27 protein-coding genes and 1 tRNA gene are annotated in these 26,048 nt (G+C 59.6%); 14 read left to right on the top strand and 14 right to left on the bottom strand.

Going from position 1 to position 26,048, the window contains the following annotated elements:
- The first annotated feature begins 130 nt into the window (after positions 1-130).
- Positions 131-2,275 carry an RNA polymerase sigma factor RpoD gene (gene rpoD / locus FXB40_RS03795; RefSeq protein ID WP_148770863.1) on the top strand — a complete coding sequence of 715 codons (2,145 nt, stop codon included), beginning with the start codon at positions 131-133 and terminating at the stop codon, positions 2,273-2,275.
- 565 nt (positions 2,276-2,840) lie between these two features.
- Here the strand turns inward: rpoD and FXB40_RS03790 are convergent.
- Complete coding sequence (locus FXB40_RS03790; RefSeq protein ID WP_027534326.1) at positions 2,841-3,077, bottom strand: hypothetical protein; 237 nt, start codon at positions 3,075-3,077, stop codon at positions 2,841-2,843.
- 777 nt (positions 3,078-3,854) lie between these two features.
- On the opposite strand from FXB40_RS03790, the gene FXB40_RS03785 reads away from it, so the two are divergent.
- Complete coding sequence (locus FXB40_RS03785; RefSeq protein WP_148770862.1) at positions 3,855-4,661, top strand: lytic murein transglycosylase; 807 nt, start codon at positions 3,855-3,857, stop codon at positions 4,659-4,661.
- A 135-nt stretch (positions 4,662-4,796) separates the two neighbouring features.
- Here the strand turns inward: FXB40_RS03785 and FXB40_RS03780 are convergent, their stop codons facing one another.
- Positions 4,797-5,627 (bottom strand): SDR family NAD(P)-dependent oxidoreductase, encoded by an 831-nt coding sequence (locus FXB40_RS03780; RefSeq protein ID WP_148770861.1) that lies wholly within the window; start codon positions 5,625-5,627, stop codon positions 4,797-4,799.
- A 125-nt stretch (positions 5,628-5,752) separates the two neighbouring features.
- On the opposite strand from FXB40_RS03780, the gene FXB40_RS03775 reads away from it, so the two are divergent.
- The 4 genes from FXB40_RS03775 (at position 5,753) to FXB40_RS03760 (ending at position 9,253) form a co-directional block, all read left to right on the top strand.
- A complete protein-coding gene (locus tag FXB40_RS03775) occupies positions 5,753-6,127 on the top strand; it encodes a response regulator (RefSeq protein WP_148770860.1) in 375 nt (124 codons plus the stop codon).
- A 68-nt stretch (positions 6,128-6,195) separates the two neighbouring features.
- Positions 6,196-6,807 carry a LysE family translocator gene (locus FXB40_RS03770; protein WP_148770859.1) on the top strand — a complete coding sequence of 204 codons (612 nt, stop codon included), beginning with the start codon at positions 6,196-6,198 and terminating at the stop codon, positions 6,805-6,807.
- 585 nt (positions 6,808-7,392) lie between these two features.
- Complete coding sequence (locus FXB40_RS03765) at positions 7,393-8,595, top strand: GGDEF domain-containing protein (RefSeq protein WP_148770858.1); 1,203 nt, start codon at positions 7,393-7,395, stop codon at positions 8,593-8,595.
- Positions 8,596-8,632: 37 nt separating this feature from the next.
- The gene (locus FXB40_RS03760) at positions 8,633-9,253 is read left to right on the top strand and encodes a peptidoglycan recognition protein family protein (protein WP_148770857.1); all 621 of its coding nucleotides are present in this window, start codon (positions 8,633-8,635) and stop codon (positions 9,251-9,253) included.
- 82 nt (positions 9,254-9,335) lie between these two features.
- On the opposite strand, the gene FXB40_RS03755 is transcribed toward FXB40_RS03760, so the two are convergent.
- The 4 genes from FXB40_RS03755 to FXB40_RS03740 form a co-directional block, all read right to left on the bottom strand.
- Entirely contained in the window at positions 9,336-9,728 is a 393-nt protein-coding gene (locus tag FXB40_RS03755; RefSeq protein ID WP_148770856.1) for a hypothetical protein, read from the bottom strand.
- Between the two features lie 251 nt (positions 9,729-9,979).
- Entirely contained in the window at positions 9,980-10,321 is a 342-nt protein-coding gene (locus FXB40_RS03750; protein WP_148770855.1) for a hypothetical protein, read from the bottom strand.
- A 191-nt stretch (positions 10,322-10,512) separates the two neighbouring features.
- Entirely contained in the window at positions 10,513-11,412 is a 900-nt protein-coding gene (rpoH, locus tag FXB40_RS03745; protein WP_148770854.1) for an RNA polymerase sigma factor RpoH, read from the bottom strand.
- Between the two features lie 219 nt (positions 11,413-11,631).
- A complete protein-coding gene (locus FXB40_RS03740; protein WP_148770853.1) occupies positions 11,632-12,639 on the bottom strand; it encodes an RluA family pseudouridine synthase in 1,008 nt (335 codons plus the stop codon).
- Here FXB40_RS03740 and FXB40_RS03735 point away from each other — a divergent pair.
- From FXB40_RS03735 to FXB40_RS03710, 6 genes are all read left to right on the top strand, one after another.
- Positions 12,638-12,982, top strand: a complete 345-nt coding sequence (locus tag FXB40_RS03735) for a hypothetical protein (protein ID WP_148770852.1) — start codon at positions 12,638-12,640, stop codon at positions 12,980-12,982. The genes FXB40_RS03740 and FXB40_RS03735 overlap by 2 nt on opposite strands.
- 57 nt (positions 12,983-13,039) lie before the next feature.
- Positions 13,040-13,114, top strand: a tRNA-Glu gene (locus tag FXB40_RS03730).
- A gap of 683 nt (positions 13,115-13,797) precedes the next feature.
- Entirely contained in the window at positions 13,798-14,007 is a 210-nt protein-coding gene (locus FXB40_RS03725) for a MerR family transcriptional regulator (RefSeq protein WP_148770851.1), read from the top strand.
- Positions 14,000-14,728, top strand: coding sequence for a hypothetical protein (locus FXB40_RS03720; RefSeq protein ID WP_148770850.1), 729 nt, complete (start codon positions 14,000-14,002; stop codon positions 14,726-14,728). Before FXB40_RS03725 ends, FXB40_RS03720 begins: the two co-directional genes overlap by 8 nt.
- Positions 14,729-15,421: 693 nt before the next feature.
- The gene (locus tag FXB40_RS03715) at positions 15,422-16,387 is read left to right on the top strand and encodes a hypothetical protein (protein WP_148770849.1); all 966 of its coding nucleotides are present in this window, start codon (positions 15,422-15,424) and stop codon (positions 16,385-16,387) included.
- 647 nt (positions 16,388-17,034) lie between these two features.
- Entirely contained in the window at positions 17,035-17,850 is an 816-nt protein-coding gene (locus tag FXB40_RS03710) for a DUF5131 family protein (protein WP_210352122.1), read from the top strand.
- Positions 17,851-18,185: 335 nt separating this feature from the next.
- Here FXB40_RS03710 and FXB40_RS03705 read toward each other — a convergent pair whose 3' ends face one another.
- The 4 genes from FXB40_RS03705 to FXB40_RS50310 all read right to left on the bottom strand — a co-directional run bounded on the left by FXB40_RS03705 (position 18,186) and on the right by FXB40_RS50310 (position 20,367).
- Positions 18,186-18,527 (bottom strand): hypothetical protein, encoded by a 342-nt coding sequence (locus tag FXB40_RS03705; protein WP_148770847.1) that lies wholly within the window; start codon positions 18,525-18,527, stop codon positions 18,186-18,188.
- A gap of 36 nt (positions 18,528-18,563) precedes the next feature.
- Positions 18,564-19,463 carry a dienelactone hydrolase family protein gene (locus FXB40_RS03700; RefSeq protein WP_148770846.1) on the bottom strand — a complete coding sequence of 300 codons (900 nt, stop codon included), beginning with the start codon at positions 19,461-19,463 and terminating at the stop codon, positions 18,564-18,566.
- A 134-nt stretch (positions 19,464-19,597) separates the two neighbouring features.
- A complete protein-coding gene (locus FXB40_RS03695; protein WP_148770845.1) occupies positions 19,598-19,915 on the bottom strand; it encodes a hypothetical protein in 318 nt (105 codons plus the stop codon).
- Complete coding sequence (locus FXB40_RS50310) at positions 19,912-20,367, bottom strand: DUF4339 domain-containing protein (RefSeq protein WP_148770844.1); 456 nt, start codon at positions 20,365-20,367, stop codon at positions 19,912-19,914. Before FXB40_RS50310 ends, FXB40_RS03695 begins: the two co-directional genes overlap by 4 nt.
- On the opposite strand from FXB40_RS50310, the gene FXB40_RS03685 reads away from it, so the two are divergent.
- The gene (locus FXB40_RS03685; RefSeq protein WP_187436646.1) at positions 20,330-20,566 is read left to right on the top strand and encodes a helix-turn-helix domain-containing protein; all 237 of its coding nucleotides are present in this window, start codon (positions 20,330-20,332) and stop codon (positions 20,564-20,566) included. The two genes, FXB40_RS50310 and FXB40_RS03685, sit on opposite strands and share 38 nt — an antisense overlap.
- A gap of 21 nt (positions 20,567-20,587) precedes the next feature.
- On the opposite strand, the gene FXB40_RS03680 is transcribed toward FXB40_RS03685, so the two are convergent.
- The 4 genes from FXB40_RS03680 to FXB40_RS03665 all read right to left on the bottom strand — a co-directional run bounded on the left by FXB40_RS03680 (position 20,588) and on the right by FXB40_RS03665 (position 23,505).
- On the bottom strand, positions 20,588-20,923 hold the full coding sequence (locus FXB40_RS03680) for a DUF3768 domain-containing protein (protein WP_148770842.1): 336 nt from the start codon (positions 20,921-20,923) through the stop codon (positions 20,588-20,590).
- Positions 20,924-21,039: 116 nt separating this feature from the next.
- Positions 21,040-21,621 carry a hypothetical protein gene (locus FXB40_RS03675; protein WP_148770841.1) on the bottom strand — a complete coding sequence of 194 codons (582 nt, stop codon included), beginning with the start codon at positions 21,619-21,621 and terminating at the stop codon, positions 21,040-21,042.
- Between the two features lie 213 nt (positions 21,622-21,834).
- Positions 21,835-22,800 (bottom strand): hypothetical protein, encoded by a 966-nt coding sequence (locus FXB40_RS03670; protein WP_148770840.1) that lies wholly within the window; start codon positions 22,798-22,800, stop codon positions 21,835-21,837.
- 129 nt (positions 22,801-22,929) lie between these two features.
- A complete protein-coding gene (locus FXB40_RS03665) occupies positions 22,930-23,505 on the bottom strand; it encodes a tyrosine-type recombinase/integrase (protein ID WP_148770839.1) in 576 nt (191 codons plus the stop codon).
- A 361-nt stretch (positions 23,506-23,866) separates the two neighbouring features.
- On the opposite strand from FXB40_RS03665, the gene FXB40_RS03660 reads away from it, so the two are divergent.
- Positions 23,867-25,843 (top strand): ATP-dependent helicase, encoded by a 1,977-nt coding sequence (locus FXB40_RS03660; protein WP_148770838.1) that lies wholly within the window; start codon positions 23,867-23,869, stop codon positions 25,841-25,843.
- Positions 25,844-26,048 lie beyond the last annotated feature (205 nt).

The following is a 26,048-nucleotide window of genomic DNA, read 5'->3' as shown; positions in this document are numbered from 1 at the left end:
CGATCAGATGTTCGCGCCGCCCTTTCCGTGTCGAGATCTGACGAAGCGAGAGCGTCGAGCAACAGGTTCAAGTGAATTCAGGCGGGCGGGCCGATCGGCCTTCCGTGTGAAGCGCGTTTAGGAGCAATGGATGGCCACCAAGGCAAAGACGCTGCAGGCGAAGGATAAGGAAAAAGACGACAAGGCAGCGGACGCGCCGGAGAAGGACTCCCAGGACGCGCCGTCTCCCTTGCTCGATCTGTCCGATGCGGCAGTGAAGAAGATGATCAAGCAGGCCAAGAAGCGCGGCTTCGTGACCTTCGATCAGCTCAATGAAGTTTTGCCGTCCGACCAGACCTCGCCCGAGCAGATCGAGGACATCATGTCCATGCTCTCGGACATGGGCATCAACGTCACCGAAGCCGACGATAGCGAAGGCGAGGAAGACAAGGACGAGGGCGGCGAGGACGAGACCGACAACGAGCTCGTCGAGGTCACGCAGAAGGCCGTCACCGAGGTCAAGAAGAGCGAGCCGGGCGAGCGCACCGACGACCCCGTGCGCATGTATCTGCGCGAGATGGGCACGGTCGAACTGCTCTCCCGCGAAGGCGAAATCGCCATCGCCAAGCGCATCGAGGCCGGCCGCGAGGCGATGATCGCGGGTCTCTGCGAAAGCCCGCTGACCTTCCAGGCCATCATCATCTGGCGCGACGAGCTCAACGAAGGGAAGATCTTCCTTCGCGACATCATCGATCTCGAAGCGACCTATGCCGGCCCCGATGCCAAGGCCGGCATGAACACTGCGATGATCGCCGGTCCCAACGGCGAGAACGGTGAAGCTCCGGCCGAAGGCGTCCAGGCTGCAGCGGTCGTGGGTGCGCCCGCGCATGTCGCGCCGCCCGCAGCACCCCCGGCGCCGACCCCGTTCCGCGCCGCGCCCGTCGGCGGCAATGTTGGCGAGGCCGAGAAGGATCCTGCGGAGTCCGCGGCCGAAGCCGACATGGACGAGGACGACGAGTTCGAGAACCAGATGTCGCTTGCGGCGATCGAGGCCGAACTCAAGCCGAAAGTGGTCGAGATCTTCGACAAGATCGCCGACAGCTACAAGAAGCTGCGCAAGCTTCAGGAGCAGGACATCCAGAACCAGCTCCAGAACGAGTCGCTCTCGCCGCACCAGGAGCGCAAGTACAAGAAGCTGAAGGACGAGATCATCGTCGAGGTGAAGTCGCTGCGCCTGAACCAGGCCCGTATCGATTCACTGGTCGAGCAGCTCTACGACATCAACAAGCGCCTCGTCTCGCATGAGGGCCGCCTGATGCGCCTCGCCGACAGCCACGGCGTCGCGCGCGAGGATTTTCTGCGCAACTACACCGGCTCGGAGCTCGATCCGCGCTGGCTCAACCGTGTCTCGAAGCTTTCCGCAAAAGGCTGGAAGAACTTCGTCCATCACGAGAAGGACCGCATCAAGGACCTCCGTCACGAGGTGCATCAGCTTGCTGCGCTGACCGGCCTCGAGATCGTCGAGTTCCGCAAGATCGTGCACTCCGTGCAGAAGGGCGAGCGCGAAGCCCGCCAGGCCAAGAAGGAGATGGTGGAAGCCAACCTCCGTCTCGTGATCTCGATCGCCAAGAAGTACACCAACCGCGGCCTGCAATTCCTCGACCTGATCCAGGAAGGCAATATCGGCCTGATGAAGGCCGTCGACAAGTTCGAGTATCGCCGCGGCTACAAGTTCTCGACCTATGCGACGTGGTGGATCCGGCAGGCGATCACCCGGTCGATCGCCGACCAGGCGCGCACCATCCGCATCCCCGTGCACATGATCGAGACGATCAACAAGATCGTGCGCACGAGCCGCCAGATGCTCAACGAGATCGGCCGCGAGCCGACCCCGGAAGAGCTCGCCGAAAAGCTCGGCATGCCCCTGGAGAAGGTCCGCAAGGTCCTCAAGATCGCCAAAGAGCCGCTCTCGCTCGAAACACCGGTCGGTGACGAAGAGGATTCGCATCTCGGCGATTTCATCGAGGACAAGAACGCGATCCTGCCGATCGACGCCGCGATCCAGTCGAACCTGCGCGAGACCACCACGCGCGTGCTGGCCTCGCTCACCCCGCGCGAAGAGCGCGTGCTGCGCATGCGCTTCGGCATCGGCATGAACACCGACCACACGCTGGAAGAAGTCGGCCAGCAGTTCTCGGTGACGAGAGAGCGTATTCGTCAGATCGAAGCCAAGGCGCTGCGGAAGCTGAAGCATCCGTCAAGGTCAAGGAAGCTGCGGAGCTTCTTGGATAACTGATCCAACCATCCATGCAAACGAAAACGGCGGGCCCAAAGCCCGCCGTTTTTCTTTGCGACTTGAGTAGTCTAACGCTCGTCGCGAATCTTTGCCGACGCCGCCTTTGTTATTGAAGATGGCTATCGACTTCATTCTGATGTCCTGTACTGGCTCGATCATCCATTGTGATCAGCCCGCTTTGTGTTTGGAGGTGTCGCCCGAAGGCCGCTCTTCGATCGGCTTGCGAAATAACAATGAGTGTTCGTGCTGAAGAATTATGCTGATCCGATTCAATAGAATGCTGCGTCGCAGGGACTGCGCATGGAGACAATGTCTATCCTATTACCTGTGGCCAAAACGCGCGGCTCCTCGACGCGCATTCGTAAAAGGCGCTTCGCAGGTTCCACACGTCTTGCGTGAAACCAGTGGGCGAGTTTACATTTTGGTGCAAGTAGACGTTCGGCGATAGATGGAAGGGGCAGAATATCTGTGGATCGCTATCTAGCCTCAGCACAAACGAAAACGGCGGGCCCAAAGCCCGCCGTTTTTCTTTGTGCTGTTGCTTCGCGCGTTTCGCGAGCCGCGCCTACTTCTTCTTCGCCCCAACCCGGTCGAGGCTCTTGATCTCGAGCGGCGGGCGGCCGGATTTTTCGGCGATCTCGCGGTCCTGCTCCATGATGAAGGCGCGGGCGGGCTCATCGCCATCGAGGCCGCCGAGCAGCTCCGAGGGCACGCGCCGGTTGGAGCGTTGGGAGCCGTCTTCGTAGAAGACGTTGAAAAAGGCGAATTCGCCTTTGGGATTGGTTCCGGGTTTTTTGGCCATGGCGGGCTTTTCGTCGATCAGGGCGCCGCAGTCAAATGACTTCGACGGCCGCCAGCGTCAATCCGGCAGCTTTCTGTGCAATCGATTGGCGACCTATTCGCCCGACCGGGGCGCCAGGCGTCCCGCAAGGTCCGATGCGACCCTACCCTCAAATAAACGGCGGGCCGAAAAGCCCGCCGTTTATTTTTGGTCTTCAGCGTCGCCCGGGGCTGGCAGGGCAACAACCTGAGATAGAAGGCTATAACTTGCGCTCTGCGGTGGCAAGATAAATCGTCGTGGTGTTGATGTCGCAGCAAGCGCATCAGATATGCAACTGACGGCATCATCGCGTTCGTGCAATTTCGAAAAGCAGATGCTTGGATCGCCAAAATAGTTTGTTCATCTCACCGCGCTCTCGCAACGCAGCAAGCACGCGCGCGGTGGCCGCGATTGAGCTGCAGGAGGCCTGCCACCATGCGCAGCGGGATGTCCGTATCGTCGGGCATGATGGTGGATCGCATGACGCTCTTCGGATGCGGCGCGGGCAGGCGCCAACGACCGGAGTCTGTGATGTTGGTACGATACCCCTGTTTTGCCCGACGGGTCAACTCGATTCGGAAAAATAGCAATGATCGTCGCCGTGCTCCTACTGTGCATGGGGTTGTTTTTCGGTTTTTGTTTCGGGGCAGTTAAGCGGGCACCGAGATGATCGGTTCCGTGTCCGCTTTGACGCGAATCCAGTTCCCGGGCATGATCGCACGCCGCCTTCCGCGCATGGTTCCCCAAGGATTTTCCCGCATGTTGAGATACGCTCTCGCCGTCGCTTCCATCGTTTGTCTGGCCGGCGGGTCGGCTGAGGCCGCGCGCTGCGGCGGCGACTTCAACAGTTTTGTCGCCGGCATGACGGCGGAAGCGCAGGCCGCCGGCGTCTCGGCGGGCGTGACCAGCGCGGCGTTTGGCGGAATCACCCAGGATGGCGCGGTGCTCGCCTTCGACCGGCGCCAGCGCTACACCTTCAACAAAAGTTTTGAGCAGTATGTCTCGACCCGCGTCGGCGCCGGCCGCATCAATGGCGGCCGCGCGCTGCTGCAACGCCATGCGGCGCTGCTGTCGCGCATCGAGCAGCAGTTCGGCGTGCCACGGCAGATCCTGGTCGCGATCTGGGGCCTGGAGAGCGATTTCGGCAAGGGCGACATCGGCAAGCTGCCGGTGATCCGCACGCTTGCCACGCTCGCGCATGATTGCCGCCGCACCGAGCTGTTCCAGGGCGAGCTGCTCGCCGCGCTCAAGATCGTCCAGCGCGGCGACCTGCCGTTGCGCGACCTCATCGGCGCCTATGCCGGCGAGATCGGCCAGACCCAGTTCCTGCCGTCGTCCTACATCAAATACGGCGTCGATTTCGACGGCGACGGCCACGTCGACCTCCGCCACAGCGTCCCCGACGTGCTCGCCTCGACCGCGAACCTGCTGCACTCCAACGGCTTCAAGATGGGCCAGCCCTATGACGAAGGCTCCGCCAATTTCGACGCGATGCGCGAGTGGAACAGGGCGGTGATCTACCGCAAGACGATCGGCTATTTTGCGGATCGGCTGGTGGGGCAGTAGGGGGCAGAACCGGTAGGGTGGGCAAAGGCGCGAAGCGCCGTGCCCACGATTCCCTGGCGTTGTCGAAAAGTCGTGGGCACGCTTCGCTTTGCCCACCCTACGATATCGAGGGCGAGGCGACACCATCGCGTCTCACTACTTCCCCTTCGCCATCTTCTCCAGCTTCCGCTGCATCGGCGCCCAGTACGTCCCCGGGCGGAAGCGCTGCAGGATGTCCATGAACCTTGCATCGTTGCCGATCAGGATGCGCGGCTCGTTTCTCTCGATGCCCTTGATGATGCGCAGCGCCGCGTCTTTCGGCGTGGTCCGTGCCGCGGTCTCGAACCGGTCGATCATCTGCACGCGGCGCGCATTGTCGGTAACGCCCACGCCGGTGCGCGATGAGCGCGCGATGCTCGTGGCGACGCCGCCGGGATGCACCACCGACAGTCGGACCGGGCTGCCTGCGACCGCAAGCTCATGCCGCACGCTCTCGGAGAAGCCGCGCACCGCGAACTTCGCCGCCGCATAGGCCGATTGTCCGGGCGGCGCGATGATGCCGAAAATCGAGGAGATGTTGACGATGTGCGCCTCGCTCTGCATCTTCAGGTGGGGCAGGAAGGCGCGGGTGCCGTGCACCACGCCCCAGAAATTGATGTCGAACAGCCAGTCCATTTGTGCCTGGTCGATCTCCTCGAATTGTCCAAGCAGCGCCACACCGGCATTGTTGACGAGGATGTTCAGCGCGGGATGCGCCGCGATCGCCTCGCGCGCGAATTGCGCGATCTCGTCGGGCTCGCTGACATCGACGCGATGCACGCTGATCTTGCGCTGAGCGCCGATCTCGGCAGCGAGGCTCTTCAAGCCCCCCTCATCGCGGTCGGCGAGTGCGAGGTCGCAGCCCCGGCTTGCCAGTTCGATCGCCAGCGCACGGCCGATGCCGCTCGCCGCTCCGGTGATGGCGGCGGCGCCGCTGATCGCAGTCATGGGTGGCTCCCTCAATCCCAGATGGAACTTCAATGTACATATTTTCAGTATGGAACCGAACCATATCGCCTCCGGCCCCCTTAACCCACGTGACTTGAAGCGGATGCGAGCATTGGAGCAGCCAGATGGGACAAGCCCAAACCTATCCAGCGACCGCGTTGATCGTTGAGGACGATGCCATGCAGCGGGAAATGCTCTGTCTCCTGCTGGAAGAGAGTGGGTACCTCGTCATCCAGTGCGAGAGTGCGGAGGCCGCCGAACTCGTGCTGGACAAGAATGCCGGCGCGCTCTGCCTGATGTTGACCGACGTGCAGCTCGCAGGCCGCATGAATGGCGTCGAGCTCGCCCACGTCGCCAAGGACCGCAACCCCAAGCTCGACGTCGTCGTCACCTCGGGGCGCCCCCTGATGCAGCCCTTGCCTGACGGCGCAAAGTTCTGGGCGAAGCCCTGGGCGCCGCTCGATGTGCTGCGGGAAGCCGAGATCGCCCAGCTGAACTGAGGCGCGTCGCGGCCCGGCTGACCGTGTCGTGACTTCTCGGCAAGCGTCAGGGATGGTAGGGACGAGGCATGTCCTGGTCCTTCCTGCTCACCTCGCTCATCGTCGTTGCGTCGCCCGGCACCGGCGTCCTTTATACCCTGGCTGCCGCACTCACGCGCGGCTCGCGCGCCAGCGTGGCGGCGGCATTCGGCTGCACGCTCGGGATCGTGCCGCACATGATTGCGGCGATGCTCGGGCTTGCCGCCGTGCTGCACACCAGCGCGCTCGCCTTTGCCGCGCTGAAATGGTGCGGCGTGGCCTATCTGCTCTATATGTCCTGGCAGGCGCTGCGCGAAACCGGTGCGCTTGCGGTCGACGGCGAGATCAAGGAGCGCTCGAGCGGCCGGGTCATCGTCACCGGCTTCCTGATCAATATCCTCAATCCAAAGCTCTCGATCTTCTTCCTCGCCTTCCTGCCGCAGTTCATCGCGGCGGACGAGGCTTCCGTGCTGGCGCGGATGCTGGAATTGAGCGGCGCCTTCATGGCGATGACCTTCGTGGTGTTCGTCGTCTACGGCCTCTGCGCGGCGTCCGTGCGCGAGCGCGTCATCTCCCGTCCCGGCGTGATGGCCTGGCTGCGCCGCTCCTTTGCGGCCGGCTTTGCGCTGTTAGGTGCCAAGCTCGCCTTTGCCGAGCGGTAGGCAATAAAAAAGCGGGCCTCGCGCCCGCCGTTTTCGATCTCTTAACCTCACTGAGGCCCGAGCGGAGCATGCTCCGCCCGGGCAAAGAACTTGCTGCGCTACTTCTTCTTCGCAGCCTTCTTGGCCTTTTTCTTCGTCGCCTTCTTCGCCTTCTTCGCTTTCTTAGCCATAGGATCCTCTTAAGGGTTAATGGTGAAACGCGACACGAGGATCGCTCGGCGGAGGGCCAGCCTCGCAACATCCTCGCTGACAAACTCAGCAGATTCGCGCGTCTATGCCCCGCGCTGTCACATCTGTGTCATTACGTTATCCACAGCTCAGATGCGTTTTCGGGTGATTTTGGTCCGCGAATCCGCATTGCGACGCGTGTCGACGCGATTGCGATGCACGCCGGTGACGTGCCTAACGATCTGATAAGCGAGACGGGCCGTTCATGAATCCAAAACCAAGGGCGCGCTTTCGGCGATCGCAGTCAGGTTCCGTTAAGCGCAACCGCGCATGATCCTCCGCAAGAACACAGGGACGGGTCATGGACGAACTTCTGCCAGGGACAGGGGGCGGGACGCTGCGCGTGCTGCTTGCGTCATGCTGAACGTACCGACGCTTTGGACGGTCTTCGTCGTCAACTTCTCGGCGCTCGGCCTGATCTGGGCCTATGTGACGCGCTCCTATCCGAAATTCGAGGCCGCGCGGTACTGGATGGCATCGGCCTTCGTCGGCGCCGCCGGCGCGATGACGGCGCTCGTCCACCTGTTCGTCGATTCTCCCGCACCGCTGCTGTTCGGCGCCGCCGGCATCATCGCGGCGAGCTGCCTCGCCGCGATGGGTATTCAGCGCTTCTATGACCGGCCGGTGCATCTGCGCCTCATGGTCGTGACGGGGCTCCTGAGCCTCGCCGGCGTCGTGATCTTCATGGTCGGCTTCGACCAAATGCAGCTGCGCATGCTCTGCTACACGGTTGGGCAAGGCCTGCCCCTGGCACTGTCGCTGCGTCTGTTGTTGTCGCCGCCCGAAGGCCGCATCAGTCCAGGTGCGCGGCTGTCCGGCATCGTGATCCTCACCATCATCGGGATCTTCGTGATGCGCGCGGTCGGCAATCTGCTCGGTTACGATTTCTCGGCGAGGGCGGGCGGTCAGACCCACGCCGTCATGGTGCTGGTGCTGCTCTTCCTGTCGATGACGCTCAATTTCGGTTTCCTGCTGATGGCGATGGACCGCTTGCGCAACGAGGTCGCCGACCTCGCGCTGCTCGACGATCTCACGGGAGTGGCCAACCGCCGCCATCTGTTGCAGCGGCTGTCGGAGGAATGCGCCCGTTCGGAGCGCAGCGGCGAGCCGTTCTCGCTGCTTGTGATCGACCTCGACGGCTTCAAGACCATCAACGATACCCATGGCCATGCCGCGGGCGATGCCTGCCTCCAGCACTTCACCCTGATGGCGCAGACGCGCCTGAGGCCCGGCGACATGCTCGCCCGCACCGGCGGCGACGAGTTCTGCGTCGTGCTGCCGTCGTCCTCCTTGCGCGAAGGCGCACTGATCGCCCGCCGCGTGCTCGAGGTCTGCCGCCAGGATGCCGTCGGCTGCTCCGGCAACGACATCCCGATTGCGATTTCGATCGGCGTTGCGGAATGGGACCGCAGCATCGGCCAATTCCCGGACCGGCTGATCGCCCACGCCGACCACGCCCTTTATGCGGCCAAGAAGAACGGCAAGAACGACTTTGCGGTCTATGATCCGGCGCCGCCGCTGTCGCCCGAGCCGGTCGAAGCCGTGCGCAAATTCGCCTGAACCCTGCTACGCTCGGGTCCGTTGTTGGATCTCCGTGATGCTGTCCCGCCTGTTCGCGGCCGTTCTCGCCGCTCTCCTGATTGCTCCTGCCGCCGCAATGGACGCCGAGCTCACCAAGCTCGCGCGCAGCACCGGCACGCCCGACATTCCCGGCCTGAAGATCGTCTGGCTTGCGCCATGGGGCGATGTCGCCAACGCCCATGCCTGGCGCAACATCATCGTGCACCAGACCGAAGGGCCAATCGGCTCAGCGCGCGGCGGCGCGCAAGAGCAATCGAAGAATCCCACCCGGCGCGGCGTGATGGTCTGGGTCGAGACCGACGGCACGGTCTACTGGTCGGTCGCGGACAATCTGGTGCCGACCCATACCGACGGCGCCAACCGCAACGACAACAAATATATCGACAACACGGTCACCTATCATCAGGTCGTGCGCGACAATTCGATCGGCGTCGAGTTCGCCGGCAATTATCCCGATGTCACGATCGGCCCGACCGCGGCACAGGTCGCGGCCTGGAAGATCCTGGTCCAGGTCCTGCGCGCGCGTTACGGCATCCCGCTCGACCACGTCTATGCCCACAACTGGATCGACTTCAAGGACGCCCGCTACTGCGAAGGCTGCTGGCTCGCCACGCTGGCGCGGACTTGGGGTGATTGAGCAGGCGAGCCGACAACCGGAGGCCGAGACCTCCGGTGCCGGACTTCATCGTTATCCCTGGGCCGACCGAGCCCTCCCCTGTTCAAGGAAATGCCTTGGGAAGATCGGCGGAAGGCTTCGTGACGATCTGGTGCGCATCGCGCCAGATCACTTCGCGCTGACGCGAGGTGGTAATCGCGCGCACCGGCAAGCCGCCCTCTTCGAGCAGCCAGGCGCAATAGCGCGCGCGGCTGACGGCTTCGCGTGCCTGAGGATCGAACCAGCAAATGCCCCAGATCGAATCGCGCCGCTTGAAATGCCGCGCGATGCGCCCTGGAAGCGGCAGATGCTCCGCGAACCAGGTGAACTGGTCCGAGAGCTCCTGCCGAATCCAGTCCGGACAGTTGTTGCGCTGGATGTACCAGGACGCACGAAAGAAGCCGCTCTCCACGCGGCTGTGCGGGTGGATGAGCGGTGTAACGAACCGCAAATACATGACGACACGGCGCGACGCCGTGTTGCATCACGCCCCTCGTAGCCAGATGCAATGAATGGAGAGCAGCCGCGAAGCGGCGTTCAGTCTAAGACCGGTCGCCGATCAGAGATGGGCTGCGGTCAGAACGTATCGATCTGCTTTTCATGCCGCCTCCCTCGAAAGCGCTGAACGAAAAAGGCGCGACGCCGCGCCGGGGCGGCAGCACATACACCAGCAAGCGGCCTGCGACAAGCGTGATTGAGACGAGCGTCTCACACCGGCTGGGCCATCCAGCCGAAGAGTCGCCGGATCAATCCCGGCTGCTCCGGCAATTCCGGCGGCCCGTCTGCGGCGAGCACGCGTTTGAGGAAGTAGTCCAGGAACACCATGTCGTTCGGCTCGGTGACGGTGAATGTCTCCTCGCCGAAATACACGCTGTAATTAAAGAAGAACGGCCCCATGATCGGGATCGTCGCGGTCGAGGCATAATCCTTGGCGATCACGAACTCCGACGGATCGAGGCCGTGATCGCGCATGGCCTGCTCGACCAGCGGAAGCTTGCGCATGAACTGGGCGGAGAAGCCGCCGACGGTGGATTGCAGGATGATCGACACGGCGTGTGTCCGTTCTCTGGATCGGGCCCGATGATAGTAGGTCGGCTGACCCGTCGCGTGCGTTCAAGATGCCCCGCCGGTGCTTCTCGCGAACATGCTGCAGCTCACACACACAACAAAAAAAGCCGGCGTTGCCGTCGGCTTTTTGTCTCTTGTCGATCCGCCAATTCGTGGGCCGCGGAAGCCTGCGCTTAGTGCGCGGCTTCCAGCGCGGCCTGTTCGGCCCTTGCGATCGCGCCCTTGACCGCGGACTGCACCTTCTCGAAGGCGCGGACCTCGATCTGGCGGACGCGCTCGCGCGACACGCCGAACTCGGCGGCAAGGTCTTCCAGCGTCATCGGCTCATCGGCGAGGCGACGGGCCTCGAAGATGCGGCGTTCGCGCGGGTTGAGCACGCCCATGGCGCCGTTCAGGGCGTCGCGGCGGTGATCATACTCCTCGTGCTCGGCCAGCATGGCTTCCTGGTTGGGCGAATTATCGACCAGCCAGTCCTGCCATTCGCCGGCTTCGCCGTCGTCGCGGATCGGTGCGTTGAGCGACGCGTCGCCACCGAGGCGGCGGTTCATGTCGATCACGTCCTGATCGGTAACGCCGAGGCGCTTGGCAATGATCTTCACCTGGTCGGGGCGGAGATCGCCTTCGTCCAGTGCGGAAATCTTGCTCTTCGCCTTGCGAAGGTTGAAGAACAGCTTCTTCTGGTTCGCGGTGGTGCCCATCTTCACGAGCGACCAGGAACGCAGGATGTACTCTTGAATCGACGCCTTGATCCACCACATCGCGTAGGTGGCGAGGCGGAAGCCCTTTTCGGGCTCGAAACGCTTCACCGCCTGCATCAGGCCGACATTGCCTTCCGAGACGACCTCGGAGATCGGCAAGCCGTAGCCGCGATAGCCCATGGCGATCTTGGCCACGAGCCGAAGATGGCTGGTGACGAGCTGATGTGCGGCGTCGCGATCATCGTGTTCGCGCCAACGCTTGGCGAGCATGTATTCCTGCTGGGGTTCCAGCATCGGGAACTTGCGGATTTCGCCGAGGTAGCGAGAGAGGCCGGACTCTCCATTGAGGACCGGCAAAGCAGCGGTACGGGCCATTGTTAAGCCCTCCAAAGGTTCAGGCCCCCGATAGCGGCGGGCCAGGCAGACGACCGCTTGGTTAAAGCCGGCCGTAGCTGCGATGTTCCGCGTTGGTCATTTCCAACGCAGGCGCAATATACCCCATCGGGGGTCAAAAAGGGAAGGATTGCTGACGTCACGTCCCCGTGTGGCAGCTATAACTTTTTGTAAGGTAAGGGTTTTCTCAAAGCCCCTGCGTCATAGCGCCGCTTTCAGAGCGCGCGCCAGGAGAAGCAAATCCTCCGGCAGACCCGCCTCCCAGTGAAGAAGTTCTCCGGTCCGGGGGTGCTCAAGTACCAGCAGATAAGCATGCAAGGCCTGACGGCCAAGCGCCGTTAAAGCTCCTTGCGATTCCGGCCCGAGCTGGTTGGCCTTGGTCTTGAAATGCGGGCCGTAGACCGCGTCGCCCATCAGGGGGTGGCCGATATGGGCGAGGTGGACGCGGATCTGGTGGGTGCGCCCGGTCTCGAGCTCGCAGGCCAGCAGTCCGGCGATCGGCTTGCCATCGCGGCCCGCAAAACTCTCGAGCAGCTCCCAATGCGTCACCGCCTCGCGGCCGCCCTGGCGCACGGCCATCTTCTCCCGCGCATGCGGGTGGCGGTCGATCGGCGCGTCGACCGTGCCCCGATGCCGGCCCGGCAGCCCCCACGCAAACGCCATGTAGCCGCGCCGCATCGGCCCCGTGCGGCCATGGTCGGCGAACTGGGCGGTGAGCGAGGCATGCGCGAGGTCGTTCTTGGCCACCACCATCAGCCCGGTCGTGTCCTTGTCCAGCCGGTGCACGATGCCCGGCCGGCGCACTCCGCCGATGCCCGACAGCGAGGTGCCGCAATGGGCGATCAGCGCATTGACCAATGTCCCTGTCTCGTGCCCGGCCGCGGGATGCACCACCAGCCCCTTCGGCTTGTTGATGACGATGATGTCGTCGTCCTCGAACACGATATCGAGGGCGATATCTTCGCCTTTCGGCTCCGGCGGGGCCGCCTCCGGCACGTCGATTGTGATCGTATCGCCGGATGCGACGTGATAAGCGGGGTCGCGGACCGCGGTGGCCTTCACGCTCACGGCGCCCGCCAGAATCAGGGCTTTGAGCCTTGATCGCGACAGGTCGGGAAGGCGCGCCGCCAGCACGCGGTCAAGCCGGGCCGAACCCTCGTCGCCTTCGACCACGACCTCCAACCGTTGCGCTGAGCCTGAGCTATCCATGACGACGTCTGATACCGCTGTTCCCGAACCGACCCCCGAGCAGGCCGCGCTGTTCGCGCGGGTGCGGCGGATGATGCTGATCGCGGGGTTGACCTCGGCGCTGGCCATCTGCGCCGTCCTGATCGCGGTGGGCTACCGCCTTTTCAAGTCGGAGGGAAGGGCGCCCGAACCCGTGGGTGACGTCATCGCCACCCTGCCGAAGGGCGCCAGAATCGTCTCCACCGGCGTAGCCGGCGACCGCCTCGTGGTCACGCTCGATATCAGCGGGGTCACCGAGATCCGCACCTTCGATGCGCACACGCTCAAGCCGGCCGGAAAGCTGAAATTTGCCAATGAGCCTTAAAAGGACGGTTCGGGTCCTTGCGGCGGACAACTTTCGAGGTTATTGGCTAGCCCTCACGCTCCCTTCGTCTAGCGGTTAGGACGCGGCCCTCTCAAGGCTGAAACAGGGGTTCGATTCCCCTAGGGAGCGCCAGCAAAATCAAGGTCTTACGCGATTGTTGGTCGCAGTCTTGATTGGCTTCTTCAAATTTTCTTCAACGCAAAACACCTGAAAAGTGGTCGCTCTTCGGCGGACGTTCCCGAGCGGCAATGAACGCCTCCAGCTTGGCGCGAATTTTCCGCGGCTTTAACCCCTTCACGAGTTGGCTTGCGTTTCGGATTGAGCGGTTCATGCATCGTCTCACGCAAGATCAACGTTCTAGAAATTGCAAGATGGATCCAGCAATACAGCTTGTAGAATGTGGGTTGACGCGATAGTCTGGCTCTTAGGATCAAGACAGAAATTGAACTGATCCTAGACTGGCCAACTGATTGGGAGAGACGTTCGGAGTCGCTGGACGACTAGAACGTCGAGGCTTCATGTCTCTGCCGGCGGATTGCATTAGCTCCGCCTTGCAGGCAACGAGTGTCCGCGAAGACGTTGCTGAATGCTACTTCGTGGCTCGACGCGGCAGGCGGTATGCCTGCAACTCGCGGCCGACCGTTGAATCCACAAATTTCAGATTCACCGAAGACTGATGTTTCGAATGGTGCTTCGCGCCGGACGCGGCAGGCATTAGGCCTGCAGCTAGCGGACGACCGTTAAGCCCACTCAAATTTCAGATTCACCCGAAACTGATCTTCCCGCTCGACCGAGCGGTGTGGAGAATTATGTCCATGAGCAAGTCGGAATACACGGAACGAAATTGCGTCAGCTTGGAGCAGTTCTGTTTCCGTAACGGAATTGGACGGACTACCGCCTACAAGGAAATCAAAGAAGGTCGTCTTCTCCCGAGGAAAGTCGGAAAGCGTACCTTGATTTCGATCGAAGAAGAGGCGCGCTGGTTTGGTAATGCTCCTGCTTTTGGGGGGCTTCTCCATGACTAAGCGCAAAAAAAGTGGCCCTCCTTCCTCCCCACGCAAGCAGAGCGGCAAAGTGAACACTCCAAAGGCGACTGTCACGATCGAAAGTTTTTTGGAGGAACTCAACAACAGCGGACGCAAGTTCAGGAAGTCCAACAAGGGACATCAAGCTCTGCTCCGCGACACCTTGCAGACGGCACAACGCATCATCGTCAAACTTTTAGATAGCGAAGCGCTGCAGAAACAGTTCGTGCGCGCAGTGAAGAAGGAGAAGGAAGTTCGAAAAAAGTCAGGTCCCTTCAATTGGCCTCTCGAGGTTGTCGCCAAAGCTACGGGTGCGTCATCGCGCAAGGCCAGGAAACTCGCATCGAAGCGGTGTGGGGCCTTGGAATTCCTTCGCGAGCGCCAGGTGCCTGTGAAGGATACTGCTGCCACCCTCAAGAAGGAGGGGATCGAGAAGCTCTACTCCGAATGGTGCAAAAAGAAAAAGCAAAGGCAAATGGCGGCGGCGAACAAACCACCGTCGACTCCAGATGGAAAAGTCCCGCTTGCCCTTTGGCTGGAGCCGTCTGACCGCGACCAGCTAATGGACCAAGAGGAGGGGGCGAGGCTCACCGTGCTCGTATCGCGGGTAAGTGAAAGTGACGGCGATTTCCACGTGAAACGCGTTGTGCGTGTGGATAGCCTTGGCGACCAAGACGAAGACGAAGGCGAAGACGAAGATTGGGAGGAATCAGAGGAGTGACCACGCTCTTCATCTGAGGCGGGAAAGACCTCCGGCGCAACCGGAGGTCTTTCTCGGGCTTGCGTGCCGCCTAATACCTATGCGCGCATCTCCGATAAGGGACTGGAGGATCATTCGCGATCTCCGAAGCGGGACCAATGCGCGCCTGCTAAAGTCTGGAATGGTAGGACGGACGCGTCGTCCAACGCTTCGTCATCCCCCGGGGCAGCCTGATTTGCTCGATGGAGCTGGTCATTGAGCCTGCGCCAACAGCGGGGCGTGAGTTGCGACAATGGCGGCTTTGTCAGTCGCCAAAAATGCCGTGGCTGCTACGTGGGCGTGGTGTGCGATCCGAGGACATGGTTCAGAATAGTCGGACGAGGCCCAATCAAACAGGAGCCTCCTGCGCCCGCGCTAAAAACTCGACAGATCCGATCCAAACAACCTGGCGATCCTTGGGATCGATCTCATGCGGCCCGCGGCTGCTCGGAGAGACAATGCGGTGTTCTCTTAAAGAGACCGCCCAGCAGCCTGTTAAGCATTGGCGATTGATAATTCGTGCCACAAGATAGATGCTGCTGCTTGCTGCTTGAACACACCAATCAACCAACAGACGATCTACAGCCCCCAACTGGGCACTTTAAGCCGCCTACGCCCAAATCTGCATGACGCGACAACTTGTAAAGCATCTCCAGCAGCGGATTGGAGATGAACATGACTTTCTACCGAAACACGAGGATCGACTATTGGCAGTCGGTAGAGCAGTCGGCCCTGCGCCGTGCTTTTCAGTTGTCTCGCAAACGCCACACATTGTCGCGGGGTGATCGCGAACTGTCGAAAGGTAGGTTTAGATTTGATCTATTGGCCGTAAACCCTTTTTCACGTCGTATCTGGGGACGAGCCATCAGCAACGAATTGTCGCGCTTCTTTTGTGACGGTGGGGATGGCACCACCCACAACCGGGATGTTTATTTCGTGTCTCTCATGGATGTCACCTGCGCTAGGTCGCGGGAGGACCGACTAACTGAGGCTGACTTGGAAGTCATCAAGAACCGGCTCAGGTATGGCCTACGCGAATTCTCGTATTTTGGAATGGTCGAGCCAGCCTATTACGTCAATTTGCAGCAGAGGGTTCGGTACGCCGGGAAACGATGCATGTTTTGGCACCTGCATGCTCTGGTGTGGGGCGTCACGCGAAAGGAGCTGAAGAAACGGCTCCGGAAGCTAGTGCAGGCAGGCTGGTACGCGGCTATCGCGGATGGTTTGGATGCCACCCATACTCGCAAGATCAAGCAGGGACGGCTACCCATGCACTCGGCGTATATTCTGAAATCGCCATGCAAAAGCTATCGGGTTTCGGTACGAGATCGGGAAGATGAACTGGGTCGGCCGATTACGAATGCGGACGGCGTAGTTCTTCAGCAATTCAAGCAGGGCAAGGCGAACCTCCGGCATGGTGATCGGATCGTGCTTTTTCACGCTATGAAGCACCTTCACCTGGATAAGCTCGCAGTAGCTGGTGGTGATGGTGCGAAGCTCTTGAAGACGGCCAAACGCGTCGCCTTGAAGGTGGATGACAGCTCGGTGCCGAGGGGGCGGACAAGCAGCACCCGCGTCGTAGTCGAGGGACGGCGAAGGAAACTGCACGGCCCAAAGGCGGCGGAGCGACGGCTCAGCTAGGATAGCGTATGCGCGTCTAGAGTCGATAACTGATCTTGTAAATTCCCTCTGCGTAGCAAAGCCACGCCACTGGCGGCGTGCCGTCGCAAACAAGAGGAAAAACATGACTGGAACTGATCTACACACGGAGAAGAACTGCGTTGTTCTCGGCGGCTTGGACGGAGGGAGATTTGTCAGAACTCTATCCGCGCTAAGGTTGGATCTGAGCCGACTGGAGACGTTCGTTGGCGACCAAAGCGAGGCTTTTGATGTTGCCCCAAGGCCGATGGTTTCCCTCGGCTATGAGGTCGATAGGGATGCTATCGTCATCAATCACTTGGACGAGAGCCTTCGCGATGTTATTTCCGGGCTACTCGATCTGAGAGTGCCAATTGGAATGGCCCGAGCGACTCTTACCGCGTTTATCAACACGCGGATCGGGCTCATGTCTTTGCGCCAAGCAATGTTGAGATCGTCGGCAAATGTATGAGCGGACTGCTTTGTAATCCTGCGGCGCTTCTAATCAATATAGATGCGGTAGATCGCCTGCAGCACTTGGAGAGTTCGAAGCGGCCAGCGCGCCCAATAGCAGAAACACAAACTTGTAAAGGATGCCACCGGGACCGTTGTTTCGGGCAGAGCGATGCTCTGAACCTTGGAGTTTAGTTATGGGTGAAAATACAAAGATCGAATGGTGCGATCATACATTCAATCCGTGGATTGGCTGCCAAAAAGTGTCGCCCGGTTGTGATAATTGCTACGCCGAAGCAATGATGGATCACCGCTATAAAAAGGTGCAATGGGGCGCACACGGCGAGCGCAAACGAACGTCAGAACAAAATTGGAAAAAGCCTATCCAGTGGAACGTGCAAGCCCGCACGTTTAAAAAGGAAAATGGCCATCGACCCCGGGTATTTTGCGCTTCGCTCGCGGACGTCTTTGACAATCAGGTTGATTCGTCGTGGCGCAAGGACTTGTTCGCGGTGATCCAAAGATGCGATGCATTAGATTGGCTGGTACTTACGAAGAGGCCAGAAAATATAGAAAAAATGCTGCCTTCCGATTGGCACTATGGGTATTCCAACGTTTGGCTCGGAACAACAGCCGAAGATCAGACACGGTTTGATTCCCGGTGGAAGCGTCTAAAGAAAGTACCCGCGGTTATTCGCTTCATATCTTACGAGCCTGCTCTCGGGCCCGTGCGGTTGCCGACCAACGGGCTTTTGCCGGATTGGCTGATATCTGGAGGAGAAAGCGGTGCGGGTGCACGTACATTAAGGCCGCATTGGGTTCGCGATGTCATCGCCGATTGCCGCCGCCTTGATGTTGCGCCGTTTCATAAGCAGTGGGGATCTTATGACAACAACCCGCTTGTGGTGGAGAAAGGTATGACAGCTCGTGAAGCACGCGTGGTCGATGCAGAGGGAAAAGGTGGCGGGTTGGTCGATGGTAAGCTCGTTCGTGAATTCCCAGGTCGGAACTAAAAGTCCTTGGGGGCTCTTCCTTCAACCGGCGGGTCGGTCTGGAAGGCGGATTGCTTACCTGGGTATTGTGTCTGCGGTCGCGGTTCAGTTCGGCTAAGCAATAGCGCTTTGAGATCACCGACGACAACAAAAGAGAGCCCGTTCCGATCGGCTACTCGGAGCGGGAAGTCTCACCACTTGGCTTTTAATCTAAGCCATAGCGCTCGCAGCTTGCGGGCATTCTTCAGAGATTGCCGAGGCTTATTGCTAATACTTGTCTCAGCATTAGCATCCGGTCGTAGCTGTCGGGACGCTCCCAAGTCATGTTATTTGCCATTTGCCAGCCGAAAAAAAACTCAATGCACGGTCATTGAAATCGCAGCGGCGATTCTGGTTTCTTCATGAATTCTGGCAGTGCGCGCGGCTTCCAAAATCTGTCTGTAGAGATCGTATCCAATTCTCGGGATCAACAACCTCACCGTCTTCCCGGTGCCGTGCACGTAGCCCAGCGGCAGTTTTCCGGCCAGTGCTGTCACATCGGCGGGCTGTCGGATCAGGATGCGGCAATTCATGTCCATTGCGGCGGAGACGATGCTGTCCCTTAGGACGCTGAATCGAGCGCCCCGTGGATGGCCTCGGTGGTCCAGACCCAGGACATAGACCTGATCGAATCCTGGCGGTTCCGATTTCTGGCCCATTAAACACCCAGGATGATCTTCAATAAATAGTAGTGGTCATCGGAGTTCAACGCCTTCACCGAACGTTTTCATCTTCAGCGCGGCGTTGATGGTCTCCATCATGTCTTTCTCCGCAGTCGGATTGTAGCTCAGGTGCCAGCCCATGAATTCGTGCGCTGGCGCATTCACTGGGAAACCATGATTGGCACCGCGATACTCGACCATTTGCACCGGGACTGATCGCTTCTTCTTCGCCAGTTCTTCACACCATTTTGGATTGTTCGCGTCGTCTTGGTCACCCATAAAGATGATAATCGCTCCCGTATATAGCGCGGAATGCTGCAACGATGGACTGCAACCTGGGGCCACCGCGAAGGCGCCAGCAAAGTGATGCTGATGGTCGGCCTCCTGCGTCGTCATTGACACCAACGTCGTCGTGCCGCCGTTGCTGTAACCCATAAGGTAGACTTCATCGGCCTTTGCCAGCTTCTTCTCGAGCAAGTAGTCGAGAGCGGAGTAGGCATCGTCGGCACGGCGGCGACCCCAGTGTAGGTCAGCGGGGCCGCACGAACGATCCACATAACGCGTGGTGAAGCTGTCGAGCACCAGCACGCCGGTGCCTTGTGGGTTGAGCACATCTGCGACGTGCGCCGCCCACTCCTTGGAAAGTGTGCCGAGGCCGTCGCAGCCGTGCAGTAGAATGACGAACGGCACCGGACCTTTGGCGGCCTGTGGCGAGTATATGAAAGCCTTCAGTTCGCCGTCCTTCTGCACTTCGCCGAACTCTTCCGGCGTGCCGTTCTTAAAGTTCTTTGAGAAGCCGGAGTCGTAGGGGTTGTCCTTCGTCCAGGTCTTGCTTGAGTTGTGAGGGTAGTCGCCCTTCCACTTGATCTTGACTTCTTCGGCGGAAGCTGCGGCGGAGAACAGCAACAACGTCAACAGAAATATAGATTTCATCTCTTTTGCCTAGTTGGTTTGGCGGCGTTGCCGACGAAGTGTCAGCGAAGCGGACGCCACCGTTTGGGTCGTACTGCAATGACCCTCGGGGGAGAGAGCCGGGCTCGGGGTGGAGCCCGGCAGTAGCAATGGGTCTAGCTTTCAACGGATGCGTAGATCAGGAAGCCCACGATTATGCTGAGGATCCAGGCAACTGCGTAGTACGGGCGTTGCTTCAGGCGTTTCGCCCTCAGAAACAGATAGACCGGCGTAATCAAAACTGCTGTGACTCTGGTGAGTCGCGAACCATATCCCGCCTGTTTCAACCTGCGATCATCGAGCCAACCGAGCAGGGCGTTAATGACAACGGGCACCTGGAACGGCAGCCCCCGGCTGGCATGGTACGGAATACCGAAGGCTATAGCGCGGGCCGCAGCGTCCTGATTGCTGGCGCTCACCGTCGCTTCGATCACCCCCAGGACAATTGGTAAGAGGGCCAGCGTCCAGACGTAGCCGTTGCCGATGTGCTCGACGAAATGGCGGGTGGCTCGGAGGCTACAAGTTCACCGAGGTCGCTCTCTCGGAGCGGTTTCCATTCAGGCATACCTTTTCGCCAAACCTGCGTGTCGGTCTCGATCTCTTTCTTGTCCAGGAGGTCCTTGATGGTCGTTGCGGTCGTCGGGCCTCGCCGAGCGCCGTTCACGACGTAGTGCCACTCGTTTGGCCCCGGCTGGGTAGCGGCCCCAAGATCCGGCAGCGGCGGTGGTGCAGAAAGCTCTTCAGTCACTTTGGTGTTCCTCGTTCCAGTGAAGGTGTTGGAAGTTGCCCTCGCTTCGACCCCATATTCTCGCGAATAGGGAATATAGTCCCTAGAGACTATATGCCCGATGGTGCTCCATCCGGCAATGCAGGATTGGCGCGTCATCGTTGGCAAGAATGTCCGGCGTATTCGCCAGCAGCGTCGGCTAACCCAAGAAAAGTTGGCGTTCGAGGCTGATCTGGACTTGACCTACATCGGCGGGATCGAGCGAGGGCGGCGTAACCCCAGCCTCTTAGCGATGGCTCGAATTGCTGAGGCATTGTCGGTGCCGCTCGTCAAACTCTTGAGCGAACAGGCAGGGTAGGCTTGGTCGATTGCGAGGGAGCTAGTATTCGTCCGCCCTCATGATCGTAATTATCCGTTCAGTGACGGAGGGATCCGCCGGGTTTGGCGAATGGAAGGTCAGCGATTTATCGTAGTAGTCGATCTTGAACGCGACCCGGGTGCCTTCGAATTCAAAAACACCGAAATCGTGCTGCTCGTAAGGATCGTTGGCGTGATGAAAGTCATCGTATACGGCAAGGGTGAGGAGCAAGCGCTCGACTACATTAGGTCCTAGTTCGGCGATGCCTGCGGTGATGACTGCACCGCCGCCGAGCAGGTGCTTCCGCAACTCATCGTTCAGCACACGAGTCTTCTCCGCGTCCGATTGCATGGACATGGTTATTTCTCCGATATGGTTTGTTTGATGGAGGGCCGGGCTTTTGTCGATCGTTGCCCTGTCATGAGGAAGAGAGCTCGGGCCGTGGTCCGAGCTTCAACGCCAGTTGCGCAAGGTCACTCCGCCCCAGGATTGATGAGGGCCACCTGCGTCAGATGTCGGATATAGGTGCCTTGCTTGGGGTAGTCGCGCAGGCGCAAGGTTAGGACTGCGTCCTCGCGCTTGAGAACAACGCACTCCCACCAGCCGTCTTCCGGGCCATCCATCGCCAGCACGACGGAACCCACGTCAACACTGTCCCAGGTCTTTGGCAGCCCAGCGACGGGAACTTTCGGCTCGTCGGAAGGCCCCGTCTGCGCGTCAGTCGGTGCTGACGTAGTGGGGGGCTCTAGAGTTTGACTTTCGTCTCCCGGCGTCGCCAGGACAGCATTTAACTTATCGACGAGGTCGCGTCGGATCGGCGGCACGAAGGCTTTGCCACTAGCGTACAGTCTGCCGGTCGGCAGTTTCATTGCGATGCCACTGAAGGCCGCCGACGCCGCATGAACGGACTTGAGCCTCATGTTGCTCGCAGCACTTACGACCTTGTCGTTGAATTCCGCAAAGCGCGCGCCACGCGGCTTGCCCTCTTCGTCGATGCCGAACACGAACAGGTTGTCCGGAGCAACGGTCGGCTTCTTTTCGTTCGGTTTTCCCATGTTTGTCCTCCTCAAAAGCAGACGGGGCCCGAAAGGGCCCCGTGATCTGCAGGTCTAGCGATGTGAGTTGAACCGAGTGGCGGCGGCCCGACGTCAGTCCGATGGCAAGTAGTCATGGAAGTATCTCCAAGTGTTAGAAAGTTACAAAGCCGTTCTAAGACTTTGCGTAATCAGTATAGCTGAATCTGCGACCAGATGAAACAGTATTTTTGTTTAAATATCGCTATAAACAACTGATTTTGCTGTAGTTTTTCGACTGTTTAGCGGCTCTCGACCGCATTTTTGGTACAGATAGCAATAGCCGATGTCGCAGGCTTGCCGGTCGTCAATTCGGTTGCCATTGCACAGGTTCAAGCCGTCACCTGCGCAAAAGCGCCAGACGGCATTCTGCACGAAACGCGGAAATTTTTGCGGAAACGCGCGGCTTAACGTGCGCACATCAATTCGATCAGCCAAAGTTCTAATGATTTCGGCGCAGCCGCCAGGAGCATAGCAGGCCGCACCATAGGTGTGAGGAGTGCCGCAGGTTCCAAGGATCCCCGTGCGATGTAAAAAGTTATGGACCAGCGTGTCCACGGCAATCATCGCTTTGCCGGTCTCAAACCAAATTGGCCGCTGGTTGCGCGCACCAATCAGCAGCGTCGAAAGCGTCATCATTAGGATTTTGTCCGACACGCCGTAAACGTGTCGAAGGGGGCCGACCAGAGCTTCCTGACGCGCGGCTTCTATCGTGGTGCCGGGCGCGGCCCTTGCGGTTTCCAGTTGGCGGTCGATCCATCCGACAAGATCGCAGTCCGCAAGGTCTCGAACGAACAAAAAGAGGCTGTAGGCCGTCTGGTTCAGGCGACCGTTACGGAGGTGAGGGCGGGGTAGGGGGCAGGCATCGATATGATCGGGCTCCGAACAAGTGACGCTTGTCTTGTCGTATCGACAATGGTCGAAATGCCAGTAGCTACGGAGCTTAGGACAAGAGGGCCGTCGCCTAAAGCTTGCGTTGATATCGGACCAGGAAGCCGTCCCATGCCTCTCAATGTAGTCACGCGCGACCCGGTCGGAGATCCCCTGAAAGCTGAATGTCGTCAGAAGCCAGTCTACGATTGGGCCTGTGTCACCGAGCGCTACGGCTCGGTCTAAACCTGCCCGCCCGAACTCCTCGTCGATCTCATCGAGAAACGACATGGATCCGGCAACTGTACAGACGGTCCGGATCAAGCCTTCCGCACGGAGGAACCGATCAGAGTGTCTTTCGATTGAGTTTGACATCTAGATGCACGACTTTCTCAACGTTCGCAGTGAGAGCCCCTTCGGCTAAATCATTGCGATCAACTTGCGTTGGGTGTCGCTATCGCCATCAATGTAGCGCTGCGTGGTTTGAATTGACCGGTGACCGGCCAGCAGTTGGACGTCCCGTAGCGAGCCGCCCGCCTTGTGAACTGCTCGCGCCGCTCGCGTAATGAAGGTTCGACGGCCGGAATGCGACGAGCATCCTTCGAACCCGAGCTGTTTGTAGGCGCGGTTGAACCAGACCACGATGGTCATTGGCGTCAATGCGCCGCCGCGCTCGGACCGGACTACGGGACCGCGCCCATTGCAAAGTTGCCGCGCCTTGACCAGTGCCTGTCGAAGATCCGCATGAATCGGAATCGTTCGCCCGCTGCGCTTCTTCGCAATCTGATCTTGTACCGCCAGTGTGCCGCCGACCGCGCCGCTTGGATCCAGGACCATGTCCCAGCTCAGCTTCGCAATCTCGGCCGCGCGAAGGCCAGCCTTGACTGAGAGCAAAACGATCAAACGGTTGCGGAGCGGATGTCGAGAGCGCTCGGCGAAAAACAACAGATCGTCGATATGGTCAGTCGAAAGAGTCTTGGCTTGTTTGCCAGGCATTTCATTCAATCAGTTTCTGAGAACAAATATAGAACATCTAGCTGAGCACGCAACAGAAACTTTGCATCGATACGCGCCTGACGCTGCGTGCGACCCGCCATTTCGTGAACCTCGACGTGCGCTGATGCTTGCTTGCTCTGAGGCTTGCTCAGCAGCCTGCTTGTTGCGTTGCCTTGCGTGTGTCGAAACCAGACTTGTCGAGGTCTCGCACCCGCATTCATGGCTAGTTGGGCGGCGTCTCTGAATTCGTGGTCGAAAGGTGTCGCACGTTGGGCTGGTTTCCTTCACCGGCCTATCAAGCTTCGCGAGAAAACGAACCTGTAAAGGGGTCGGTAGTCGAATATCTCACGAAGGAAAAATCATGACTCTCGACCATCTGAAGCATATGAACAAAACGCAGCGCGCTGCTGTTGTGCATGGATACAAGTCTGCCCCCGCACAGCCCGGTCGGCCGCTACTGATCATCGCTGGAGCAGGAACTGGAAAAACAGAGACATTGTCGAACCGGGTTGTTCATTTTCTGGCAAGCGGAGTGAGCCCCGACAACATCTTGTTGCTTACGTTCACGCGGAAGGCGGCGCAGGAAATGACTCGCCGCGCGATTGCCACGGCTGGTCGTGTCCTAGGCACGAATGTCGGTGAGATCCCGTACTCAGGCACATTTCACGCTGTCGGCGCGCGGCTCGTCCGAGAATTTGCGGAGCAATTGAGCTTGTCCCCTAATTTCACGATCAAGGACAGAGGCGACAGCGCCGACCTGCTCGATATGGTTAGACACCAGCTTGGCTTCTCGACCCTGGACGTGAATTTTCCAGACAAGAACCAATGTCTCGAAATCTACTCATACAAAATCAATGCCTGCATGCCTCTGAAGGAGGTCCTGAAATCGAGGTACCCAGCGAGCAAGAAGTGGACAAAGCAGCTTCGGCAACTTTTCACTGAGTACCGGGCAGCAAAGCGCAAGCAGAACGTCTTCGATTACGACGACCTGCTGGTTTACTGGGCGAAGATGCTGAACCAGCCCGATATAGCCGACCAGTTACGAACTCGGTTCAGCCACGTGCTGGTGGATGAATACCAAGACACCAACCGTCTTCAGGCCAAGATCCTCTTCGGCCTCAAACCTGATGGCCGAGGCGTCACCGTTGTCGGCGACGATGCCCAAGCGATCTATTCGTTCAGGGCGGCTACAGTCGAGAACATTCTAGATTTTCCGCAGGTGCTGCCGAAGGTCCGGGTTATCAACCTCGAACAGAACTACCGTTCGACAAACCAGATCCTCAAGGCGTGCAATGCGGTCATCAACCTTTCGACGCGTGCATATGCCAAGAACCTCTGGTCCGACCGGCCGAATTTGGGCAAGCCAAGCCTCGCGGTTGTCGAGAACGACTCGGCACAAGCCACTTATATCGCCAGCCAGATTCTTCGAGCAAAGGAGGAAGGTATTCCATTTCGTGCCCAAGCCGTCTTGATGCGCTCGTCTCACCACAGCCAGAAGCTCGAAATCGAGTTGACGAAGCGCAACATACCGTTCGAGAAGTGGGGTGGCGTCAAGTTTCTCGAAGCCGCGCACATCAAGGACGTGCTCAGCCTGTTACGTTGGCTGGAAAATCCGCGTGATGAAGTGGCCGCTATGAGGGCCTTGAAGCTGCTGCCGGGCATCGGCCCGAGCGCAGCCATGAAGGTGATAGGGCGACTAGAAGGACGGATGGGGCGGCTGGTGCTCAGAGACGCCGACCAACCTCGCGGTTGCGGCGATCATTGGGGGCAATTCGTTCGGTTGGTAAAGCGTTTGCAGAAACGGCCCTGGAAGGCCAGCCTGCCCGAGGTGGTGAAATGGTATTTGCCGCTGATGAAGCACGACAATCCCGAGCTTCGTGCGGCAGACCTTGGTCAGCTCTGCATTGTCGCGAGCAGCTATAGCTCGCGTGAGCAGTTTCTTGTGGAGGTCACTCTCGAGCCGCCGGAAGGCACAGTCGGCCCCAACAAGCCGGGCCGGTCGGATGATGATTGTCTGGTCCTCTCGACGATTCACTCTGCCAAAGGCCAAGAATGGGACCACGTTTACCTCTTGAACGCGGTGGATGGTTGCATCCCATCGTCGAGGGCAAAGACGCCAGCAGAGGTCGAAGAAGAGCGGCGACTCCTATACGTCGCGATGACGAGGGCAAAGAACCGCCTTTCGTTGATGGTGCCGCAACGCGTCTTTTCGTGGCGGCAGAACTCCAGCGTCGTCGATCTCTTTACACGGCGTAGCCAGTTCATACCGCGGTCGGCCGAAAAGTTGTTTGTCGTCCGTGCGACCTCCGGCAAACCACGAACAAGGCGAGCCTCGTGATCTGAACAGAGCCGTGCCCAGCAGACTCCGGCCGCGCGGCGCGCCGAAGTTTACGGGGCATCGGCTCGACTTTGGCTGCGCCATCGCCGACGATCTTAGGTGGTCGCGCGAGAAAGGCGACAGCGACCGGAAAGCACCTCGCCGCCCCGCGCGGCCGCAACTGACTTTCTGATCAATTATCGGCTGGGACGACGAAGCCCGGTGT

It is taken from the genome of Bradyrhizobium rifense, assembly GCF_008123425.1.
In the GTDB taxonomy this organism is placed as follows: domain Bacteria; phylum Pseudomonadota; class Alphaproteobacteria; order Rhizobiales; family Xanthobacteraceae; genus Bradyrhizobium; species Bradyrhizobium rifense.
The sequence above is the reverse complement of the archived record's forward strand: the minus strand, read 5'-3'. Positions and strand labels throughout refer to the sequence as shown.

What these genes read in the sequence shown, in the direction of transcription:
- FXB40_RS03680 (WP_148770842.1), bottom strand. Translation starts at nt 20,923, where the DNA reads ATGTCCATGCAATCGGACGCGGAGAAGACTCGTGTGCTGAACGATGAG.
- FXB40_RS03780 (WP_148770861.1), bottom strand. Translation starts at nt 5,627, where the DNA reads ATGACTGCGATCAGCGGCGCCGCCGCCATCACCGGAGCGGCGAGCGGC.
- FXB40_RS03715 (WP_148770849.1), top strand. Translation starts at nt 15,422, where the DNA reads ATGACTTTCTACCGAAACACGAGGATCGACTATTGGCAGTCGGTAGAG.
- FXB40_RS03755 (WP_148770856.1), bottom strand. Translation starts at nt 9,728, where the DNA reads ATGTATTTGCGGTTCGTTACACCGCTCATCCACCCGCACAGCCGCGTG.
- FXB40_RS03760 (WP_148770857.1), top strand. Translation starts at nt 8,633, where the DNA reads ATGCTGTCCCGCCTGTTCGCGGCCGTTCTCGCCGCTCTCCTGATTGCT.
- FXB40_RS03665 (WP_148770839.1), bottom strand. Translation starts at nt 23,505, where the DNA reads ATGCCTGGCAAACAAGCCAAGACTCTTTCGACTGACCATATCGACGAT.
- FXB40_RS50310 (WP_148770844.1), bottom strand. Translation starts at nt 20,367, where the DNA reads ATGACGCGCCAATCCTGCATTGCCGGATGGAGCACCATCGGGCATATA.
- FXB40_RS03765 (WP_148770858.1), top strand. Translation starts at nt 7,393, where the DNA reads ATGCTGAACGTACCGACGCTTTGGACGGTCTTCGTCGTCAACTTCTCG.
- rpoH (WP_148770854.1), bottom strand. Translation starts at nt 11,412, where the DNA reads ATGGCCCGTACCGCTGCTTTGCCGGTCCTCAATGGAGAGTCCGGCCTC.
- FXB40_RS03660 (WP_148770838.1), top strand. Translation starts at nt 23,867, where the DNA reads ATGACTCTCGACCATCTGAAGCATATGAACAAAACGCAGCGCGCTGCT.
- FXB40_RS03710 (WP_210352122.1), top strand. Translation starts at nt 17,035, where the DNA reads ATGGGTGAAAATACAAAGATCGAATGGTGCGATCATACATTCAATCCG.
- FXB40_RS03720 (WP_148770850.1), top strand. Translation starts at nt 14,000, where the DNA reads ATGACTAAGCGCAAAAAAAGTGGCCCTCCTTCCTCCCCACGCAAGCAG.
- FXB40_RS03735 (WP_148770852.1), top strand. Translation starts at nt 12,638, where the DNA reads ATGACGACGTCTGATACCGCTGTTCCCGAACCGACCCCCGAGCAGGCC.
- FXB40_RS03675 (WP_148770841.1), bottom strand. Translation starts at nt 21,621, where the DNA reads ATGGGAAAACCGAACGAAAAGAAGCCGACCGTTGCTCCGGACAACCTG.
- FXB40_RS03770 (WP_148770859.1), top strand. Translation starts at nt 6,196, where the DNA reads ATGTCCTGGTCCTTCCTGCTCACCTCGCTCATCGTCGTTGCGTCGCCC.
- FXB40_RS03775 (WP_148770860.1), top strand. Translation starts at nt 5,753, where the DNA reads ATGGGACAAGCCCAAACCTATCCAGCGACCGCGTTGATCGTTGAGGAC.
- FXB40_RS03785 (WP_148770862.1), top strand. Translation starts at nt 3,855, where the DNA reads ATGTTGAGATACGCTCTCGCCGTCGCTTCCATCGTTTGTCTGGCCGGC.
- rpoD (WP_148770863.1), top strand. Translation starts at nt 131, where the DNA reads ATGGCCACCAAGGCAAAGACGCTGCAGGCGAAGGATAAGGAAAAAGAC.
- FXB40_RS03670 (WP_148770840.1), bottom strand. Translation starts at nt 22,800, where the DNA reads ATGTCGTTTCTCGATGAGATCGACGAGGAGTTCGGGCGGGCAGGTTTA.
- FXB40_RS03725 (WP_148770851.1), top strand. Translation starts at nt 13,798, where the DNA reads ATGAGCAAGTCGGAATACACGGAACGAAATTGCGTCAGCTTGGAGCAG.
- FXB40_RS03705 (WP_148770847.1), bottom strand. Translation starts at nt 18,527, where the DNA reads ATGGGCCAGAAATCGGAACCGCCAGGATTCGATCAGGTCTATGTCCTG.
- FXB40_RS03700 (WP_148770846.1), bottom strand. Translation starts at nt 19,463, where the DNA reads ATGAAATCTATATTTCTGTTGACGTTGTTGCTGTTCTCCGCCGCAGCT.
- FXB40_RS03790 (WP_027534326.1), bottom strand. Translation starts at nt 3,077, where the DNA reads ATGGCCAAAAAACCCGGAACCAATCCCAAAGGCGAATTCGCCTTTTTC.
- FXB40_RS03685 (WP_187436646.1), top strand. Translation starts at nt 20,330, where the DNA reads ATGGTGCTCCATCCGGCAATGCAGGATTGGCGCGTCATCGTTGGCAAG.
- FXB40_RS03740 (WP_148770853.1), bottom strand. Translation starts at nt 12,639, where the DNA reads ATGGATAGCTCAGGCTCAGCGCAACGGTTGGAGGTCGTGGTCGAAGGC.